18 protein-coding genes and 1 pseudogene are annotated in these 18,762 nt (G+C 63.8%); 10 read left to right on the top strand and 9 right to left on the bottom strand.

Annotated features, from left to right (window positions below):
* Positions 1 to 183: 183 nt before the first annotated feature.
* The gene (gene tlpA, locus ACP2YO_RS05660; protein ID WP_426439841.1) at positions 184 to 876 is read left to right on the top strand and encodes a thiol:disulfide interchange protein TlpA; all 693 of its coding nucleotides are present in this window, start codon (positions 184 to 186) and stop codon (positions 874 to 876) included.
* 3 nt (positions 877 to 879) lie between these two features.
* On the opposite strand, the gene ACP2YO_RS05655 is transcribed toward tlpA, so the two are convergent.
* The 7 genes from ACP2YO_RS05655 to ACP2YO_RS05625 form a co-directional block, all read right to left on the bottom strand.
* Positions 880 to 1,074 (bottom strand): putative motility protein, encoded by a 195-nt coding sequence (locus ACP2YO_RS05655; protein ID WP_426439839.1) that lies wholly within the window; start codon positions 1,072 to 1,074, stop codon positions 880 to 882.
* A gap of 97 nt (positions 1,075 to 1,171) precedes the next feature.
* Positions 1,172 to 2,266 (bottom strand): branched-chain amino acid aminotransferase, encoded by a 1,095-nt coding sequence (locus ACP2YO_RS05650; protein ID WP_426439837.1) that lies wholly within the window; start codon positions 2,264 to 2,266, stop codon positions 1,172 to 1,174.
* Positions 2,267 to 2,461: 195 nt separating this feature from the next.
* The gene (locus ACP2YO_RS05645; RefSeq protein WP_426439835.1) at positions 2,462 to 3,343 is read right to left on the bottom strand and encodes a 3-hydroxybutyryl-CoA dehydrogenase; all 882 of its coding nucleotides are present in this window, start codon (positions 3,341 to 3,343) and stop codon (positions 2,462 to 2,464) included.
* Between the two features lie 252 nt (positions 3,344 to 3,595).
* On the bottom strand, positions 3,596 to 4,546 hold the full coding sequence (locus ACP2YO_RS05640) for an electron transfer flavoprotein subunit alpha/FixB family protein (RefSeq protein WP_426439833.1): 951 nt from the start codon (positions 4,544 to 4,546) through the stop codon (positions 3,596 to 3,598).
* Positions 4,546 to 5,295: an electron transfer flavoprotein subunit beta/FixA family protein gene (locus tag ACP2YO_RS05635; RefSeq protein ID WP_426439831.1), complete on the bottom strand. Its 750-nt coding sequence runs from the start codon at positions 5,293 to 5,295 to the stop codon at positions 4,546 to 4,548. The genes ACP2YO_RS05640 and ACP2YO_RS05635 overlap by 1 nt, the downstream gene beginning before the upstream one ends.
* 121 nt (positions 5,296 to 5,416) lie before the next feature.
* A complete protein-coding gene (locus ACP2YO_RS05630) occupies positions 5,417 to 5,989 on the bottom strand; it encodes a cob(I)yrinic acid a,c-diamide adenosyltransferase (protein ID WP_426439829.1) in 573 nt (190 codons plus the stop codon).
* 140 nt (positions 5,990 to 6,129) lie between these two features.
* On the bottom strand, positions 6,130 to 6,324 hold the full coding sequence (locus tag ACP2YO_RS05625; protein WP_426439827.1) for a twin transmembrane helix small protein: 195 nt from the start codon (positions 6,322 to 6,324) through the stop codon (positions 6,130 to 6,132).
* Positions 6,325 to 6,482: 158 nt separating this feature from the next.
* Between ACP2YO_RS05625 and ACP2YO_RS05620 the strand changes: the two genes are divergently transcribed.
* The gene (locus ACP2YO_RS05620) at positions 6,483 to 7,343 is read left to right on the top strand and encodes a YihY/virulence factor BrkB family protein (RefSeq protein ID WP_426443079.1); all 861 of its coding nucleotides are present in this window, start codon (positions 6,483 to 6,485) and stop codon (positions 7,341 to 7,343) included.
* Here ACP2YO_RS05620 and ACP2YO_RS05615 read toward each other — a convergent pair.
* On the bottom strand, positions 7,270 to 8,523 hold the full coding sequence (locus ACP2YO_RS05615; protein WP_426439825.1) for an ATP-binding protein: 1,254 nt from the start codon (positions 8,521 to 8,523) through the stop codon (positions 7,270 to 7,272). The genes ACP2YO_RS05620 and ACP2YO_RS05615 overlap by 74 nt on opposite strands.
* 86 nt (positions 8,524 to 8,609) lie before the next feature.
* Entirely contained in the window at positions 8,610 to 9,479 is an 870-nt protein-coding gene (gluQRS, locus tag ACP2YO_RS05610; RefSeq protein WP_426439823.1) for a tRNA glutamyl-Q(34) synthetase GluQRS, read from the bottom strand.
* Positions 9,480 to 9,636: 157 nt separating this feature from the next.
* Here gluQRS and ACP2YO_RS05605 point away from each other — a divergent pair, with 157 nt between their 5' ends.
* From ACP2YO_RS05605 to ACP2YO_RS05570, 8 genes and pseudogenes are all read left to right on the top strand, one after another.
* Positions 9,637 to 10,290 carry a DNA-3-methyladenine glycosylase family protein gene (locus tag ACP2YO_RS05605; RefSeq protein WP_426439821.1) on the top strand — a complete coding sequence of 218 codons (654 nt, stop codon included), beginning with the start codon at positions 9,637 to 9,639 and terminating at the stop codon, positions 10,288 to 10,290.
* A 55-nt stretch (positions 10,291 to 10,345) separates the two neighbouring features.
* A pseudogene (gene fusA, locus ACP2YO_RS05600) lies at positions 10,346 to 10,576 on the top strand (elongation factor G); the annotation flags it as partial.
* Positions 10,577 to 10,693: 117 nt separating this feature from the next.
* Positions 10,694 to 12,148 (top strand): IS1182 family transposase, encoded by a 1,455-nt coding sequence (locus tag ACP2YO_RS05595; RefSeq protein ID WP_426439819.1) that lies wholly within the window; start codon positions 10,694 to 10,696, stop codon positions 12,146 to 12,148.
* Positions 12,149 to 12,499: 351 nt separating this feature from the next.
* Positions 12,500 to 12,868: a VOC family protein gene (locus tag ACP2YO_RS05590; protein WP_426439817.1), complete on the top strand. Its 369-nt coding sequence runs from the start codon at positions 12,500 to 12,502 to the stop codon at positions 12,866 to 12,868.
* 181 nt (positions 12,869 to 13,049) lie between these two features.
* Positions 13,050 to 13,979 (top strand): NAD(P)H-dependent flavin oxidoreductase, encoded by a 930-nt coding sequence (locus ACP2YO_RS05585; RefSeq protein WP_426443078.1) that lies wholly within the window; start codon positions 13,050 to 13,052, stop codon positions 13,977 to 13,979.
* Positions 13,980 to 14,008: 29 nt separating this feature from the next.
* Positions 14,009 to 15,535 (top strand): acyl-CoA synthetase, encoded by a 1,527-nt coding sequence (locus ACP2YO_RS05580; protein ID WP_426439815.1) that lies wholly within the window; start codon positions 14,009 to 14,011, stop codon positions 15,533 to 15,535.
* A 94-nt stretch (positions 15,536 to 15,629) separates the two neighbouring features.
* Entirely contained in the window at positions 15,630 to 16,718 is a 1,089-nt protein-coding gene (locus tag ACP2YO_RS05575) for a DUF2855 family protein (protein ID WP_426439813.1), read from the top strand.
* 193 nt (positions 16,719 to 16,911) lie between these two features.
* Entirely contained in the window at positions 16,912 to 18,699 is a 1,788-nt protein-coding gene (locus ACP2YO_RS05570) for a flavin-containing monooxygenase (RefSeq protein WP_426439811.1), read from the top strand.
* Positions 18,700 to 18,762 lie beyond the last annotated feature (63 nt).

Genomic DNA, 18,762 nt, shown 5'->3' with positions numbered 1-18,762 from the left:
GATTGATCGCGGGATCGGCGAAACGGCGTACAGGTTCCCATCGTAATAGAGCATGATCCGGAAAAGTGGGAACCGGTTTTCCGGAAAGATCATGCTCAAACAACTAGATGAGAGCACGATGCGATCGAGATCGCGGCGTGCTCGGCACTGCATAGCCACATCTGCCTCAGGATGACAAACGATATGCCCGAAACGACCCCACCCGAACCGACGGCCAAGCAGACTGGCAAGCCGGCTTCTATGCGGCGGCTTCCGATCGTGATCGGCGCGGTGCTGGTTGGAGCTGTGATCGGCTATGCCGGGGTCGCCTGCCTGAAGCACCCCGCCGCCGGCGATGTGGCCTGCAACGGCGCGGTGGATCTGGCCAAGAAGATTGCGCCGCTGGCCCATGGCGAGGTTGCGGCGCTGACCATGGCCACGACCCCGCTCCAGTTGCCCGACCTCACCTTCGAGGACGCCAACGGCCAGCCCAAGAAGCTCTCCGACTGGCGCGGCAAGACCGTGCTTGTCAATCTGTGGGCGACCTGGTGCGTTCCCTGCCGCCGCGAGATGCCAGCCCTGGACAGCCTGCAGACCAAGCTCGGCGGCAAGGATTTCGAGGTGGTCGCGATCAACATCGACACCCGCGACCCCGACAAGCCGAAGAACTTCCTGAAAGAGGCCAATCTGACCAATCTCGGTTATTTCAGCGATCAGAAAGCCAAGGTTTTTCAGGACCTTAAGAATATAGGCAAGGCGCTGGGGATGCCGACCTCGGTGCTGGTCGACGCCAAGGGCTGCGAGATCGCCAATATCGCAGGCCCCGCGGAATGGTCCAGCGACGACGCCCTCAAGCTGGTCAAGGCCGCGGTGCAGCCGGCTGCGGCCGGATTTTAGCTCTCAGGCTGAGACGTCGAGGTTGCCGCCGATGCCGGCGCCGAGATTGGCCGTCGATGACGTGCCGGTGCCGAGCAGGGTCTGAACCGCGGATTTCTCGGCGTCGAGATTCTGCTTGGTCAGCGTGGTCGCGATCTGGTCCTGCAAATTGCCCTGCTGCATCCCCAGGATGCTGCTGACCATGCTCATCGTTTCCATACGCGGTACTCCCAACTCGACCATGGCGTAACGCCGCAAAGGTTAACGCCCGGTAACGCCTGGTAGGGATTGCCGCGTCACGCTGACGCAGCGCTAGCTAGCCCACCCGGCGCACCCAGCCGAATTCGTCGGCGACGTCACCGCGCTGGATGCCGACCAGCTTCGCCTTGAGGGCGGCGGTGACGGGCCCGGTCGCAGCGTCTGAAATCACGATGTCGCCCGCGCTGCTCTTGATCTTGCCGATCGAAGCGACGACTGCGGCGGTGCCGCAGGCGAACGCTTCCTTCAACTTGCCGCTCGCGGCATCGGCGCGCCACTGCTCGATCGAGTAGCGTTCCTCACGCACCGTCCGGCCGTCCTTGCGCGCCAGCGTGATGATGGCATCGCGGGTGATGCCGGGCAGGATCGTGCCTGATAGCGGCGGCGTCAGCAGCGAGCCGTCGTCCATCACGAAGAAGACGTTCATGCCGCCGAGCTCCTCAACCCAGCGATGCTCGGCCGCATCGAGGAACACGACCTGATCGCAGCCATTCTCCATGGCTTCGGCCTGCGCGAGCAGGCTTGCGGCATAATTCCCGCCGCATTTGGCAGCGCCGGTACCACCTTCGGCGGAGCGGGTGTAGCGGTCGGTCAGCCACACCGTCACCGGCTTCTCGCCGCCCTTGAAGTACGAGCCGACCGAGCTTGCGATCAGGATGAACAGATATTCGTAGGACGGGCGGACGCCGAGGAAGGCTTCGGTCGCGAACATGAAGGGACGCAGATAGAGGCTGCCGTCGCCCTTCGGGATCCAGGCGGAATCGATCTTCACCAGTTCGTCCACCGCCTGCAGGAACACGGCTTCGGGCAACTCCGGCATCGCCATGCGGGCGGCCGACGCCTGGAAGCGGCGGGCATTCTGATCCGGACGGAACAGCGCGATCGAGCCGTCGCCGAAATTATAGGCCTTCAGCCCCTCGAAGATCTCCTGCCCGTAGTGCAGGACGGCGGCGGCCGGATCGAGCGTGATCGGCGCGCGGCCGCGCACTTCGGCGTCGTGCCAGCCGTCATCCTTGGTCCAGCGGATCGTCACCATGTGGTCCGTGAAGACCTTGCCGAAGCCCGGATCCTTCAACAGGCCGGCCCTGACGTCGGCCGCCACCGGCCGTTCCGTGGGGCGGCGGGAGAAGGCGGTCTTCGAATGAGCGTCCATCGGTAAAAGCCCTGCTAGGCGCGCGCGGTCGGCGCGGAGATTGGTTTTCGATAAGCCCTGTGCGGATCAAGTCAAGCGCGCACGCGGAATGGCCATCAGGCCCCGCCCCACGGGCGGAATCCGCCTTCGCTACTGCAGCATACGGATGAGGAGGATCTAAAGCGCGATGACGATTCGACCCAATCTCATCGCGCTTTAGCGCGTCGGGACCGGCTTGTCGCCGCGATAGTCGTAGAAGCCGCGCTGGGTTTTGCGGCCGAGCCAGCCGGCTTCGACATATTTCACCAGCAGTGGGCACGGCCGGTACTTGGAATCGGCGAGGCCCTCATGCAGCACCTGCATGATCGACAGGCAGGTATCGAGGCCGATGAAGTCGGCAAGCTCGAGCGGCCCCATCGGATGATGCGCGCCGAGCTTCATCGCCGCGTCGATCGCCTCGACGTTGCCGACGCCCTCATAGAGCGTGTAGATCGCCTCGTTGATCATCGGCAGCAGGATGCGGTTGACGATGAAGGCCGGGAAGTCTTCGGAGACGGCGACCTGCTTGCCGAGCTTGCTGACGAAGGCTTTCGCGGTGTCGAAGGTCACGTCGTCGGTGGCGATGCCGCGGATCAGCTCGACCAGCTCCATCAGCGGCACCGGATTCATGAAATGAATGCCGATGAAGCGTTCCGGACGGTCGGTCGATGCCGCGAGCCGCGTGATCGAGATCGACGAGGTATTGGAGGCGACGATCGCCTCGGGCTTCAAGACCGCACAGAGGTCGTGAAAGATCTTGCGCTTGGTCTCTTCCTTCTCGACCGCGGTCTCGATCACCAGATCGCAATCCGCCAGCGCATCAAATGTCTCGGCTGAGGTGATGTGGTCGAGCGTCTGCTTGCGCTCGGCTTCGCTGATGATTTTCTTCGAGACCTGGCGGGTCAGATTGCCGTTGATGGTGGCCAGCGCCGACTTCAGCCGGTCAGCCGATACGTCATTGAGCACAACGTCGAAGCCGGCCAGCGCCGCCACATGGGCAATGCCGTTGCCCATCTGGCCCGAACCGATCACGCCGACCTTCTTGATTGCCACCGTCATCTTGCCATCCACCGGAACGGCGCGCTAACAGCGCCTGCCCAATCCCAACGATACCCGAAAGCGCAGCCTTCCGGGTGCCCAATTCACCGGAAAACGCCTGAACGCATGATGCGATCACGAAAAATCGCATCATGACCTCATCTTTTTGTTCGAGCATGATCTTTTTTGGAAAACCGGTTCCCGCTTTTCCGAATCATGCTCCAAAATATAAACACCGGCCGCAGCTTAGCCATCCGGCCGGTGTCTTGTCGCTTATTTTCCGAGCTTGCCGAGCGCTTCAGTCAGTTCCGGAACCGCCTGGTAGAGGTCGGCGACCAGGCCATAATCGGCGACCTGGAAGATCGGTGCGTCCTCATCCTTGTTGATGGCGACGATCACCTTGGAGTCCTTCATGCCGGCCAGATGCTGGATCGCGCCGGAGATGCCGACCGCGACATAGAGTTCCGGGGCCACCACCTTGCCGGTCTGGCCGACCTGCCAGTCGTTCGGCGCATAGCCGGCATCGACCGCGGCGCGCGAGGCGCCGACGCCGGCGCCGAGCTTGTCGGCGAGCGGCTCGATATATTTGGCGAAGTTTTCCCGGCTCTGCATGGCGCGGCCGCCGGACACGATGATCTTCGCCGAGGTCAGCTCGGGACGATCGCTCTTGGCGACTTCCTCGCCAACGAACGACGACAGGCCCGGATCGGCGGCCGAAGCCGCGTTCTCGATTGCCGCGCTGCCGCCCTCGCCGGCTGCGGCGAAGGTCGAGGTGCGCACGGTGATGACCTTCTTGGCGTCCTTCGACTTCACGGTCTGGATCGCGTTGCCGGCATAGATCGGCCGCTCGTAGGTGTCGGGCGCGACCACCTTGATGATCTCGGAGACCTGCATCACGTCGAGCAGGGCCGCGACGCGCGGCATCACGTTCTTGAAGCGCGAGGTCGCGGGCGCAACGAACGCATCATAACCGGGCGCCAGTGCCACGATCAGCGCGGCGAGCGGTTCGGCGAGGTCGTGCTCATAGGCCGGACCTTCGGCCACCAGCACCTTCTTGACGCCGTCGAGCTTGGCCGCAGCCTCGGCGGCCGCCTTGGTGCCCTGGCCGCCGCCGGCGACCAGCACATGCACGTCGCCACCGAGCTGGGAAGCCGCGGTCAGCGCCTTGTTGGTCGAGTCCTTCAGGGTCTCGTGGTCGTGTTCAGCAATCAACAGCGTCGTCATCAGAGAACCCCGGCTTCGTTCTTGAGCTTGGAAACGAGTTCGGCGACGTCCTTGACCTTGACGCCCGCCTTGCGGCCTGCCGGTTCCGTGGTCTTCACGATTTCCAGACGCGGCGTCAGATCGACGCCGTAGTCAGCCGCACTCGTGTCGGCGATCGGCTTCTTCTTCGCCTTCATGATGTTGGGCAGCGAGGCGTAGCGCGGCTCGTTGAGGCGGAGGTCGGTGGTGACGATCGCCGGGCCCTTGAGCTTGATGGTCTGCAAGCCGCCATCGACCTCGCGCGTCACCTTGAAATCGGAACCGTCGACTTCGAGCTTGGAGGCAAAGGTCGCCTGCGACCAGCCGAGCAGCGCGGCCAGCATCTGGCCGGTCTGGTTCGAATCGTCGTCGATCGCCTGCTTGCCGAGGATGACGAGGCCGGGCTTTTCCGCATCGACCACCGCCTTCAGGATCTTGGCGACCGCGAGCGGTTCGACAATGCCTTCGGCCTTGACGAGGATGCCGCGGTCGGCGCCCATCGCGAGGCCAGTACGAATGGTCTCCGAGGCCTGCGCCGGTCCGATCGACACCACCACCACCTCGGTCGCCTTGCCGGCTTCCTTCAGCCGCAGCGCTTCCTCGACGGCGATTTCGTCGAACGGGTTCATCGACATCTTGACGTTGGCGAGCTCCACGCCCGATCCGTCGCTCTTGACGCGGACCTTGACGTTGTAGTCGACGACCCGCTTCACCGGCACAAGAACCTTCATCGATCCTCTTTCGCTTTGATTTTATGGGTTTCGGTTGGCTGGCGCGGAACCTAAAGGTCCCGCTACCCCCGGTCAACGCGCGAAAGCCAAAAAACCGGACCTTGGTTTTGAGCCGATCTAGCTAACGGTTCTGACCGGGCACCCACAAAATGTCTCCGGCCCCCTTGTTGTTCTGGAAGCGGCTGGCAACGAACAGGAAATCCGACAGCCGGTTCATATACTGGATGCCAGCGGCGTTAACCGGCTCGTCCGGCTGGGCTGCGAGTTCCACCATGATCCGTTCCGCCCGGCGACATATGGTGCGGGCGAGATGCAGATATGCAGAAGCAGGCGTGCCGCCGGGCAGCACAAACGAGGTCAGCGGCGCGAGTTCGTCATTGAGGCTGTCGATGTCGCGCTCGAGCCGCTCGACCTGGCTTGCCAACATCCGCAAGCGCTCGGCCTTGCCCTCGCGCTCGGGCACCGCGAGGTCGGCGCCGAGATCGAACAAATCGTTCTGGATCCGCCCCAGCATCGCATCGAGTTCACGCGTATCAGCGAGATGCAGCCGCACAACGCCGATCGAAGCGTTGGTCTCATCGACCGTGCCATAGGCGGCGACGCGCAGATCGTATTTCGGGCGGCGCTCGCCGGAGCCGAGCGCGGTGGTCCCGTCGTCGCCGGTGCGCGTGTAGATCCGATTGAGAACGACCATTGTCGTGGTCTCCTAGAGCGGGACGAAATCAGATCGAATTGGTGCAACGGGTTCGCTGCACCTCTCCCGCTTGCTTGCGGGAGAGGGAGTCCAGTTCCGTCGCGGCTGCTATTCGAACAAGTGATGCTTTGCGCATCGCTTTAGTGCCCCATCGCCCAGACCGTGACCATGGTGATGACGATCGCGATGAACTGCAGCAGGACGCGCATCCGCATCAGATTCTGCGAACGATTTGGCGAGCCGCCCCTCATCATGTTGATGAGGCCGAGCAGCAATACCAGCGCCACGGCGCCGACGGCGATGGGAAGGACGATCATGCTGAGAAAGGATGTCATCCAAGGTACATAACACCGCATGAGGCGGACTTCCACACACCCCGGCGGTGCAACCAACTGGCATTTCGCCGCGTAATATCAGAAGCTGGGCCAGTTTTCGGATCGAGGCGTTTGCCGGGTGGAATGTGAAGCAGCTTCGTTACGTCACCCACGTCGTGATGGATGCCTTTTACACGTTCCTCGCCGATGACGGCTGGGCGATCGCGAGCCATATCGCGCTGTCGAGCCTGATGGCGCTGTTTCCGTTCCTGATCGTGCTGACGTCGCTGGCCGGCTTCTTCGGCTCCAAGGAACTCGCCGACCAGGCGGTCGGGCTGTTGCTGGAGGTCTGGCCGGCGCGGGTCGCCGAAGCACTGTCCGGCCAGATCCACGATGTGTTGACCAAGACCCGCGGCGACATTCTGACCATCGGCGCGGTGCTTGCGGTCTACTTCGCCTCCAACGGCGTCGAGGCGCTGCGGGTGGCGCTAAACCGGGCCTATGCCGTGAGCGAGCCGCGGCGCTGGTACTGGCTGCGGCTGGAGTCGATCGGCTACACGCTGGTCGCGGCGGTCACGTCGCTGGCGATGGCGTTCCTGATCGTGCTCGGGCCGCTGATGCTGGAAGCGGCGCGGCGTTACATCCCGTTCTTCGTCGAATCCAACGAGAGCATGCTCAACACCGCCCGCTACGGAATCACTATCCTGGCGCTCGTCGTCGCGCTCTTCATCCTGCATGCCTGGCTGCCGGCCGGCCGCCGCGGCTTTACGCAGATCCTGCCGGGCATCATCTTCACCATGGTGGCGTCGCTGCTCTCGGGCATCGGCTTCGGCATGTATCTGGCGCGCTTCGCCAACAATTACGTCACGATGTATGCCGGGCTCGCCTCGGTGGTCATCGCGCTGGTGTTCCTGTATTTCATCGCCGCGATCTTCGTCTTTGGCGGCGAGTTGAACGCGGCGATCATCAAGTCGCGGCTGCCGCGCGGCGTGTCGCTTCAAGCAGCGCAGTCGCTAACGCCCGCGGAGACACAGGTTTGATCAGGAAGGCGTCGGCGCCGGCGGCGCGCGCGGCGGCCTCATCCTCGCCGCGGCCGGAAATCCCGATGATCGCGATGCCGCCGTGCGGCGGCGGCAGCGCGCGGATCCGCGTGATCGCCTCGACCCCGCCGATGCCCGGCAGCACCATATCCATCAACACCGCGTCGAAGGCGCCCTGTCCGAGCCGATCAGGCGCCGCCTCGCCCTGACCGACAAATTCAGTGTGATGCCCGAGTTCGGTCAGGATCGTATTGAGCACGACGCGGCCGAACGGATTGTCCTCGACGCTGAGCAGCCGCAGCGGCTGCATCGCTCCGGCCGCATCACCATCGGACATGATGGTGACCGGCCCCGCGGCCGGCGTCAGCAACACGGTCAGCGTGAACACGGTGCCGCCGCCCTTGCGCTCGCCGGCGACGATGTCGCCACCCATGGCGCGCGCGAGCTGCTTGACCGACGAGAGGCCAAGCCCGGCGCCGCCGAATCGTGCGGCGATCGAAACATTGGCCTGCGAGAACGGCCGGAACAGCCGCTTCGCCTCCTTCAGCGACAGGCCGATACCGCTGTCGGAGACCGCGAAGACGACGCCGATCCTGCCTTTGGTCGCACGGATCGGCGCGACGTGCAGCGCGACGCGCCCCTGCTCGGTGAACTTGACGGCATTGTCGATCAGGTTTTCCAGCGCCGCCCGCAGGCGGACGGGATCGCCGACCGCGAAGGCGGGCAGTTTGTCAGCGACCTCGACGGACGCCTGCAGTCCCTTGGCCGCGGCACGGCCGGCCAGCGAATCGCCGGCGTTGCGCGCCAGCGTCCGCAGATCGAAGAAATCCTGCCGGACCTCGAGCCCCGGCCCCTCGCTCCGGGCGGCGTCGACAAACACCGTCGCCAGGTTCGCCAGATGTTCCGCGCCGGCCTTGATGGTGTCGACCCAGCGCCGCTCGCGCTCGCCGAGATCGGAGGTTGCGAGCAGATTGCTGATCGCGAGGATCCCGGTTAGCGGCGTGCGCACCTCGTGGGCAAAGGCGGCGAGCGCCGTCTCGATCATGCCGGATTCAGGCTTTGCGGCAGACTTCGCGAGGGCAGGCTTGCGGCGCGGCTTGGCCTTTGCCGGGACGCGCTTTTTCGGCGGCTTCTTCTTCAGTTGCCGCGAGCTGCGCCGTCCGCGCGATGGTAACGCCATGGTCTCCGTTGTCCCTGCCCGGAGACAGCATGCCATGCCCGCAGCATCGGAGTCACGGCGGCGTCGCCGGATTCCCAACCGCAAAACTACGGCAGGCCTACCAGGCGGCGAATGTCGGCCGGACTCACGCCTTCCGCGCGTAATTCGCGCAGTCCGGTCGCCCAGGTTGATTTCGAGAGCTTTTGGCCGACCTCGTCACGGATCAACGCGTGATGCCGGTACGCCGGTGCGGACAGACCGAGCAGATCCTGCAGCAGGCGATGGAAACTGGTCGACCAGAACAGGTCCGTTCCGCGCACCACGTCGGTAACCCCCTGCAGGGCGTCGTCGATCACGACGGAGAGGTGGTAGCTGGTCGGGGTCTCCTTGCGCGCCAGGATGACGTCACCCCAGGCCTCGGGCCGGGCGGCGACGTCTCCGGTCTCGCCGGTGGGACCTTCACCCTGCTCGCGCCAGTGCAATTGGCCTGTGCGCGCCAACGCCGCCGCCATGTCGAGCCGTAGCGCAAAGGGCATGCCCTTTCCGATCAGCTGGTCGCGCTCGCCTGCTGACAGCGATTTGGCCGTGCCCGGATAGATCGGCGCGCCATCGGGATCGTGGGGCCACGCGCCGCGGGCTTCCCCGTCGGCGACAAGCCGCGCGATCTCGGCACGGCTCTCGAAGCTCGGATAGATCAGCCCCTGCGCCGAGAGGCGGTCGATCGCCTCGCGATAGGCGGCAAGATGCTCCGATTGCAACCGCACCGGGCTCTCCCAGGAGATGCCGAGCCAGGCGAGGTCTTCATAGATCGCCTCCTCGAACTCCGGCCGGCAGCGCGTCGTGTCGATATCCTCGATCCGCAGCAGGAAGCGCCCGCCCGACTGTCGCGCCAGGTCGAAATTGAGCAACGCCGAATAGGCATGGCCAAGGTGAAGGTAACCGTTCGGGCTCGGCGCAAACCGGAAAACGTGTGGCATGGCGGTTGGTCACGTGTCATTGCCGGGCATAGACGTCTGAAGGACGGCGTCGCTTCCGCTCGCCTATCCCGGCAATCCATCTGAACAAGACTCTGTTACGATAGGAGATTGATGCGCGGGTCAAGCCTGCGCGTGACAAACTGATGCTGATCCCCACATGCTGATCCACCTCGAAACCCAGGGCGACCTCGACGACGCGATCCACAAGCTCGTTGATCAGGACCGGCGTCTTCGGCCGATCCTTGAACTGACCGGCATGCCGGCGATCCGCCAGCGCGAGCCGGGCTTTGCCGGCCTTGCCGCGATCATCTGCGGCCAGCAGCTCTCCACCGCAAGCGCGGCGGCGATCTGGGGACGCGTCAGCACGGCGTTCGATCCGTTCCATCACGATTCGATCCGCAAAGCCCGCGCCGACCGGCTTGGCCGGCTCGGGCTGTCAGCGGCCAAGATCAAGACGCTGAAGCATATCGCGCGCGAGCTCGCCGATGAGCGGCTGAACCTCGACGTGCTCGCCAATGAAGAGGCTGACGCCGCGCACAACACGCTGACCGCGCTGCCCGGCATCGGCCCGTGGACCGCCGACGTCTATTTGCTGTTCTGCCTTGGCCATGGCGACGCCTGGCCGGCCGGCGACCTTGCCGTGCAGGAAGCCGTCAAGGTCGGCCTCGGGCTGAAGGAACGGCCGACGCCGAAGCAGATGGCGCCGCTCGCCGAACCGTGGCGACCGCTGCGCGGCGCGGCGGCGCATCTGTGGTGGGCCTACTATCGCGTGCTCAGGAAACGCGAAGGCGTCATCGCCAACGCGAAGTAAAGTGCCTTCGAGCGAGTTGCTCTGTCTCTATGTTGGAACATCCGGAAATTTGACGGTGACCCCAGAAGACTGCACGGGCTCGGTCATCGGCGACTTGAGTTCGCGGCACGGCCAGATTCAGGGCCAAGACATGCGCGGCAACGCCAACGTCATCACCGCGATGGTGCCGCTCACGAACATGTTCGGCTACGTGAATAGCCTGCGCTCTAGGAGCCGAGGGCGTGCGACTTTCACGATGCGTTTCGATCACTATGCTACGACGCTTAAGCCATCGAATTTCAACTAACTGATATAGTGCTAGAATAGCTGCATTTGATTGGAAGCGCGGCTTCCGGTTTGGGTCCAGGCTGTGTGAAAACCCAGTCGATGCTATGATTCTCTTGCTGAATCGGCGGGGGAAGAGATGCAGGGTTTCGTTCAAGGGGCGGATCGCCAGCAGACGACGCTGTTGCCGGGATGCCTCGATGATTGGGTCGACGAGGGCAATTCTATTCGGGCGGTCGATGTGTTCGTGGATGCGTTGGAACTGCGCGACCTCGGGTTCGATGGTGTTGATCCTGCAGCGACCGGCCGGCCGGCGTATCATCCATCGCCGATGCTCAAGCTCTACATTTACGGCTACCTCAACCGGGTCCAATCGAGCCGGCGGCTGGAGCGCGAGGCTGGCCGCAATATCGAGGTGATGTGGTTGACCGGACGGCTCGCTCCGGATCACAAAACGATCGCGGACTTCCGCAAGGACAATGGCCCAGCGATCAGGAAAGTTTGCGCGCAATTCGTTGCGTTGTGCCGCAAGATGGGCTTGCTGACGAAGGCCAGCGTTGCCATCGACGGCAGCAAGTTCAAGGCCGTGAACAGTCGCGACAACAACTTCACGCAGGGCAAGATCCAGCGCCGCCAGAAGCAGATCGAAGAGAGCGTGGCGCGCTACATGAACCAACTCGACACCGCCGACCGTCAGACTGCCGCAGGAGAAGAGCCGTCGGAAACGGTGCTTCTGACCAAGACGCGGCTTAAGGAAAAGCTGGCGAAGCTAGAAGAAGAGGTAAAACGGCTGGCCGCGATTGAGAAGGCATTGCTCGCCTCGCCCGACAAGCAGATATCGCTGACCGATCCCGATTGCCGCTCGATGGCAACGAGCGGACGCGGCTCAGGCATGGTCGCCTACAACGTACAAAGTGCGGTCGACACCACGAACCATCTGATTGTCGCGCACGAGGTCACCAACGTCGGCACCGATAGATCGCAACTGGCGACGATGGCGCAGGCGGCGAAAGCCGCGCTGTGCAGCGGTAACTTGGACGTCGTGGCGGATCGGGGCTACTTTAAAGGTGAAGAAATCCTGGCCTGCGAACGGGCCGGGGTCGCGGTCACTCTGCCCAAGCCGCAGACCTCGGGCGCCAAGTCGGCAGGCCGTTTTGGGAAATCTGATTTTGTTTATTTGGCCGAGGACGATGTCTACCGCTGCCCGGCCGGCGAGAAGCTGGCGCACCACTTCACCGCTGACGAAGATGGCCAGAAAATGCGGATTTACTTGACGAAGGCGTGCCGCATCTGCCCGTTCAAGGATCAATGCACAACGTCCAACGAGCGCCGCATCAAGCGCTGGGAACATGAACATGTCGTCGAGGCCGCGCAGACGCGGCTCGATCAGAACCCGCAAGCCATGCGTGTGCGCCGCGAAACCGTCGAGCACCCGTTCGCCACACTGAAGATGCGGATGGGTGCGACGCACTTTCTAATGAAGCGGTTGCCCAATGTAGCGACCGAAATGGCGCTGAACGTACTCGCCTACAACCTCACGCGCGTAATGAACATCGTCGGCATCAAGCCACTCCTGATGGCAATCCGGGCGTGAAGAGTTCGTGTTGTTATGCGTATCGTGTGACCGTTCAGGTAGCCAGCGTGGCCCGGGCTTGCGGCCGGGTTGACTCTGGACCCGACAAAGCAAAAATATGCTCAGACCGTCGTGTCTGACACGGATAGTCCCCGGTTGCGTGCAGTTTTTGGGGGAGGAAAGACGTTTTTACACAGCCTGGGTCAGACTCGGAAGTCGGACGGTCTTGCGTACGAGGTCTGCTTTCCCCCGCGTGAGCGGACATCGTTAGACTAGCCGGTCGCTTCCGCCATCGGCCACAAGACGACGTGACTACCTTCGTGGTAACCTTGATCGACAACGCACCGTCGTTGCTTGGTCAGAGGCAGGGACATGAGCCAATCCAAACCCGTCGGCTGGCCTTCCGTAGTGCCGAGAATCTTCACGAGCGACGTCGCTGGCTTGGCCGGATTCTTGAGAGTCGTTTTCGGTGCGGAAGGCGAACTTCGGTTCGGAGCGCCAACCGAAGTCCGAATCGGAGATTCGATTATCCTGATCAGCGACGGCGGAGACGCACGAGAGGCAATGCCGGCCTTTCTCCATGTCTATGTTGAAGACGCGGACGAGACCTATCAGCGGGCGATTGCTGCAGGCGCAGAAGCGATCGAGACTCCCGCCGATATGCCTTATGGTGACAGACGAGCCACGGTCCGGGATTCCTGGGCGAACGTCTGGCAGATAGCCACCTACCGCAGGAATTGAGACGCGCAAGCTTTGCCGAAAAGCCCGGTCACCTAGGTTCATTCTTGATCCAGCATCCTCGCGACAGAGCCATGGCTCCAGCCATCACAACAGGACGCGATCCGCCCGGCCATCGGCCGATCGGCATGCGCGTGGAGGATCCAGGACGCCGCTACCCGTTTCACTCGCCAACAAGCTTGAACTGCCGGTCGTCGGCTCGCCGCTTTTCATCGTCTCGGGACCTGAGCTCGTGATCGCGCAGTGCAAGGCCGGCATCGTCGGCTCGTTCCCGGCGCTGAACGCCCGCCCGGTCGAAAAGCTCCACGAGTGGCTGACCCGGATCGAGAACGAGCTCGGCGAATACCAGGCGTTGCATCCGGAGAAGAAGGTCGCGCCCTATGCGGTCAACCAGATTTGCCACGCCTCCAACGACCGGCTGATGCGCGACATGGAAACCTGCGTGAAGCACAAGGTTCCCATCATCATCACCTCGCTGCGGCCGCCGTCCGAGATCGTCGAAGCCGCGCATTCCTATGGCGGCGTGGTGTTCCACGACGTCATCAATGTGAAGCACGCGCGCAAGGCTGCCCAGCAGGGCGTCGACGGGCTGATCCTGGTCTGCGCCGGCGGGCACGCCGGCACGCTGTCGCCGTTCGCGCTGGTCCGCGAGGTCAAGCAATGGTTCAAGGGCACGATCCTGCTGTCGGGTGCGATCTCCGACGGCTGGAGCATCGCGTCCGCGCTCGCGCTCGGCGCCGATCTCGCCTATATCGGCACCCGCTTCATCGCGACCGAGGAGGCCAACGCCGATATCAGGTACAAGCAGGGGCTGACCGCGCATGCGGCGCACGACATCGTCTATTCGAACCTGTTCACCGGCGTGCATGGCAACTATCTCGGGCCGTCGATCGCAGCAGCCGGACTCGATCCCGACAACCTGCCGGTCGCCGACAAATCCAGCATGAACTTCGGCTCCGGCGGCAACACCAAGGCCAAGGCGTGGCGTGACATCTGGGGCTCGGGCCAGGGCATCGGCCAGATCACCGACGCCCCGCCGGTCGCCGAACTGGTGGGACGGCTTAAGGCGGAGTACACCGAGGCGCGCAACAATTTCTTGCGGGCCAGCGCCTGACCTCCGGGTGAGCGCCGAGAGGGTACGACATGATCATCAGCGGCGAGCGGCGCATCAGCTATAGCGACATTCACGCCCGCATTGCGCGGGCGGCCAACGGCTTCCGTGAACTCGGCGTGGGCGACGGCAAGCCGGTCGGCATGATGCTGCGCAATGACTTCGCGCTGTTCGAGGTGGTCGCGGCATCGGCCGCGCTCGGCAGTCCGGTGGTACCGATCAACTGGCATCTCAAGGCCGAGGAGGTCGCCTACATCCTCTCCGACTCTGGCGCCGACACGCTGGTCTGTCACGCCGACCTGTTGCCGCAGATCCGGGATGGTTTGCCGGCCGGGATCAAGCTGCTGGTCGTGACGACACCGCCGGAGATCGCCGCGACCTATGGCGTGACGCCGGACCTTGCGCGCGTGCCTGACGGCCTGACCGACTGGGACCATTGGCGCGACACCCACCAGCCTCTCACCGACGCGCCGGTCGGCGCCGCGCCGATGTTCTACACATCAGGCACGACAGGCCTGCCGAAGGGTGTGCGGCGCAAGCCACTGCCGCCCGAGCAACAGTTGGCCGCTGCGCACATCGGCACCATCACCTTTGGCATCAAGCCGGACGACGACCAGGTGGTCCTGATGAACGGGCCGATGTACCATTCGGCCCCGCACTCCTACGGCATGTTCGCCTTCCGCTGCGGCTGCACCATCGTGCTGGAGCCGCGTTTCGATCCCGAGGACCTGCTGCAACTGACTGAACGCCACCACGTCAGCCACATGCACATGGTGCCGACCATGTTCGTGCGGCTGTTGCGCCTGCCGGAGGAGACACGCCGCCGCTACGACCTGTCGTCGCTGCGCTTCATCGTCCACGGCGCGGCACCCTGCCCGGTCCAGGTCAAGCGCGCGATGATCGAGTGGTGGGGCCTCGTGATCAACGAATATCTCGGTGCCACCGAGACCGGCATCCCGATCTGGCATACGGCGGCGGAAGCGCTGGCGAAGCCCGGCACCGTCGGCCGCGCGATCGAGGGCGGCATCGTCAGGATATTCCGGCCCGACGGCACGCCGTGCGACGTCGGCGAGCCCGGGGAGATATTCATGCGTCAGACGGCGCTGTCGGATTTCGACTATCACGGCAACGCCAGGGCGCGCGCCGAGGCTGACCGCGACGGCCTCGTCAGCGTCGGCGATGTCGGCTATCTCGACGCCGACGGTTATGTATTCCTGTGCGACCGCAAGCGCGACATGGTGATCTCGGGCGGCGTCAACATCTATCCCGCCGAAATCGAGAATGCGCTGATCGGCATGGCAGGCGTGCGCGACTGCGCGGTGTTCGGCGTTCCCGACGACGAATATGGCGAGCGGCTGTTCGCCTGCGTCGAGCCGGAAGCCGGCGCGGCGCTCACGGTCGCCGCCATCAAGGATTTCCTGCGCGGCAAGCTCGCCAATTTCAAGGTGCCGAGGGACGTCCAGTTCCTGGACGCCCTGCCCCGCGAGGCCACCGGCAAGATCTTCAAGCGCAAGCTGCGCGATCTCTACCGCGACGGGGGCCTTCACGCGGCGGAGTGACGGCGAAACGAACGACGTTTCAAACTTTGTTGCTGTTGCAAGAAGTCATCGTTCGACCCAATGATGCGGGCGCATCGTAGCCGGGAGCACCGTCATGAAATCCACGGACTTCATCGTCATCCGCAACGATCTGCAGCAATGCAAGGTGATCGAGACGCAATTGCCTGAAGCCGCGGACTTGCCGACCGAAGCGCTGCTGGTGAACGTCACGCGCTTCGCGCTCACCGCCAACAACATCACTTACGCCGTGATCGGCGACCAGCTGAAATATTGGCAATTATTCCCGGCACCTGATGGTTACGGCATCGTCCCGGTCTGGGGCTTGGGCGAGGTGATCGCCTCGAAACATCCCAACGTCGCAGTCGGTGAAATTTTGTTCGGCTATTTCCCGATGGCGACACACCTCGTCATCGAGGCCGCCGACGTCGGCAAGCGCGGCCTGCGCGATGCCGCCGCGCACCGGCAAGAGGTATCGCCGGTCTATAACAATTACGCGCGCGTCACCGGCGACCCGACCTATGCCGGCCGGCAAGGCGACTACCGCGCACTAATGGTGCCTCTGTTCATGTTGTCATTCCTAGTCGACGATTTCCTCGCCGAGAATGATTTCTTCGGCGCCAGCAGCGTGATCCTGTCGTCGGCGTCGAGCAAGACCGCGTTCGGTCTCGCCCATCTGCTGCACAAGCAACTCGGCATCCGGGTGATTGGGTTGACCTCCAAAGGCAATGTCGATTTCGTCACCTCACTCGGCTGCTATGACGAGGTCGTCACCTATGACCGCGTCACCGCGATGCCCGATGCGAAGCCGGTCGCCTATGTCGACATGGCCGGCAACAGCGCACTACGTGAGACGCTGCACCGGCACTTTGGCGAGCAGATGAAATATTCCGGCCGGGTCGGACTGACCCATCGCGCGAGCGCTCCCGACGAGGCCGTTTTGCCCGGCGCCAAGCCGGTCTGGTTCTTCGCGCCCGACCAGATTCGCAAACGGGCCAAGGAATGGGGCCCGGGCGGTATCGAGCAGCGCTTCGGCGCGGCATGGGCAGGGCTCGCGCCGCATCTGCCGGAGTGGCTCGAGGTGGTCGAGCGACGCGGACCCGAGGCGGTGCGACAGGCCTATCTCGATACCCTCAATGGCCGCGTCCCGCCGGATCAAGGCCTGATCCTGTCGCTGGCCGAATAGGCGGCATCTCGCCACGCCCTTTCTGCAGGCCGCCGAATGGGTATAGGTTCTGGTCCAGGTGGACGCCGCACAGACGGCCCGACCCCGTTCCGATGCAATCGGAGCGGGACTCTGGGTTTTCTTTTGACGCGTTTTCTTTACGCCAACCGGTATCCACTTCGCTCGAAAACGCTCTAGGGACGAGAGACGCCGGATGCTCGACAAGACGGACGATATTTCGGTTGCCGCCGACAATTGGCTTGTGCAGTTCGAAGACGCGCTGGCGAGCCCAGACGACGTTCTTCTGAAGCCTCTGTTCCATCCCGACAGCCACTGGCGCGACGTGCTGGCGCTGAGCTGGAACATCCAGACCGTCAACCGCGCCTTTGCGATCCTCGAAGAACTGCCCGCGCATGCGCGACGCAGCGCGCCGCACACTTTCCGCATCGACGCCGATCGCGCCGCGCCGCGGCGGGTGATACGGGCGGGAACCAACGCGATCGAGGCGATCTTCAAGTTCGAGACGGCGATCGGCCGCGGCCACGGCATCGTGCGGCTGATCCCCGACGCCGCCGACGACGACCGCCTGAAGGCCTGGACGCTGCTCACCGCGCTGGAGGAGCTCAAGGGGTTTGAGGAGCAGCAGGGCCACACACGGCCGCGCGGGCAGGCCTATTCACGCGACTTCCGCGGCCCTAACTGGCTCGACCTGCGCAAGGCGTCGGCCGAATATGCCGACCGCGATCCTGATGTCCTCGTTGTCGGCGGAGGACAGGCGGGACTTGTGATCGCCGCGCGGCTGAAGCAGCTCGGGATCGACACGCTGATCGTCGACCGCGAGGCGCGTGTCGGCGACAATTGGCGCAAGCGCTATCATGCGCTGACCCTGCACAACCAGGTGCAGGTCAATCACATGCCTTACATGCCGTTCCCGCCGAACTGGCCCGTCTACATCCCGAAGGACAAGCTCGCCAACTGGTTCGAAGCTTACGTCGACGCCATGGAGCTGAATTTCTGGACCGGCACGGAATTCGCCGGCGGCAGCTATGATGACGCGGGCGGACATTGGAATGTGGAGCTGCGCCGCGCCGACGGCACGGCGCGCAAGATGCAGCCGCGCCATGTCGTGATGGCGACCGGCGTCAGCGGCATCCCGAACCTGCCCGATATTCCCGGCCTGACAAATTTTGCCGGCAAGGTCATGCATTCCAGCCGCTACGAGGACGGCGAGGACTGGCACGGCAAGCGCGCGCTGGTGATCGGCACCGGCAACAGCGGCCACGACATCGCGCAGGATCTGCATTCCTCGGGGGCTGCGGTCACGCTGGTGCAGCGCTCCTCGACGCTGATCACCAATATCGAGCCGTCGGCACAGCTCGCCTACGCCGCCTACAACGAAGGCACGCTCGAGGACAATGATCTGATCGCGACCTCGATGCCGCTGGCACTCTCCAAGCGCAGCCATGTGCTGATCACCGAGCAGTCGAAGGAGCTCGACAAGGAACTGCTCGACGGACTCGCGCGCGTCGGCTTCAAGCTCGATTTCGGCGACGGCGGCACCGGCTGGCAGTTCAAGTACCTGACCCGCGGCGGCGGCTATTATTTCAACGTCGGCAGCGCCGATCTCGTCGCCGGCGGCGCGATCAAGCTCGCCCAGTTCTCCGATATCGAGACGTTCGTCAGCGACGGCGCGCGGCTGAAGGACGGCGATACTGTCGCGGCCGACCTCATCGTGCTCGCGACCGGCTACCGGCCGCAGGAAGAACTGGTGAAGAAGTTGTTCGGCGAGGCGATGGCGGCGCGGGTCGGTCCGATCTGGGGTTTTGGCGACGGCCAGGAGCTGCGCAACATGTACACGCGCACGCCGCAGCCAGGCCTGTGGTTCATCGCCGGCAGCCTCGCGCAATGCCGCATCAACTCGCAATACCTCGCGCTGCAGATCAAGGCGATCGAGGCCGGGTTGTTGCCGCGCGATGTGGGACCGGTGGCGAAGTTGTCGTAAACCCACCACTGTCATTCCGGGGCATCCGAAGGACGAACCATGGTGCGCAATTGCGCACCTGAG

This window comes from Bradyrhizobium genosp. P, assembly GCF_049949265.1.
Classification (GTDB): Bacteria; Pseudomonadota; Alphaproteobacteria; order Rhizobiales; family Xanthobacteraceae; genus Bradyrhizobium.
This window is presented reverse-complemented; position numbering and strand designations above follow the sequence as displayed.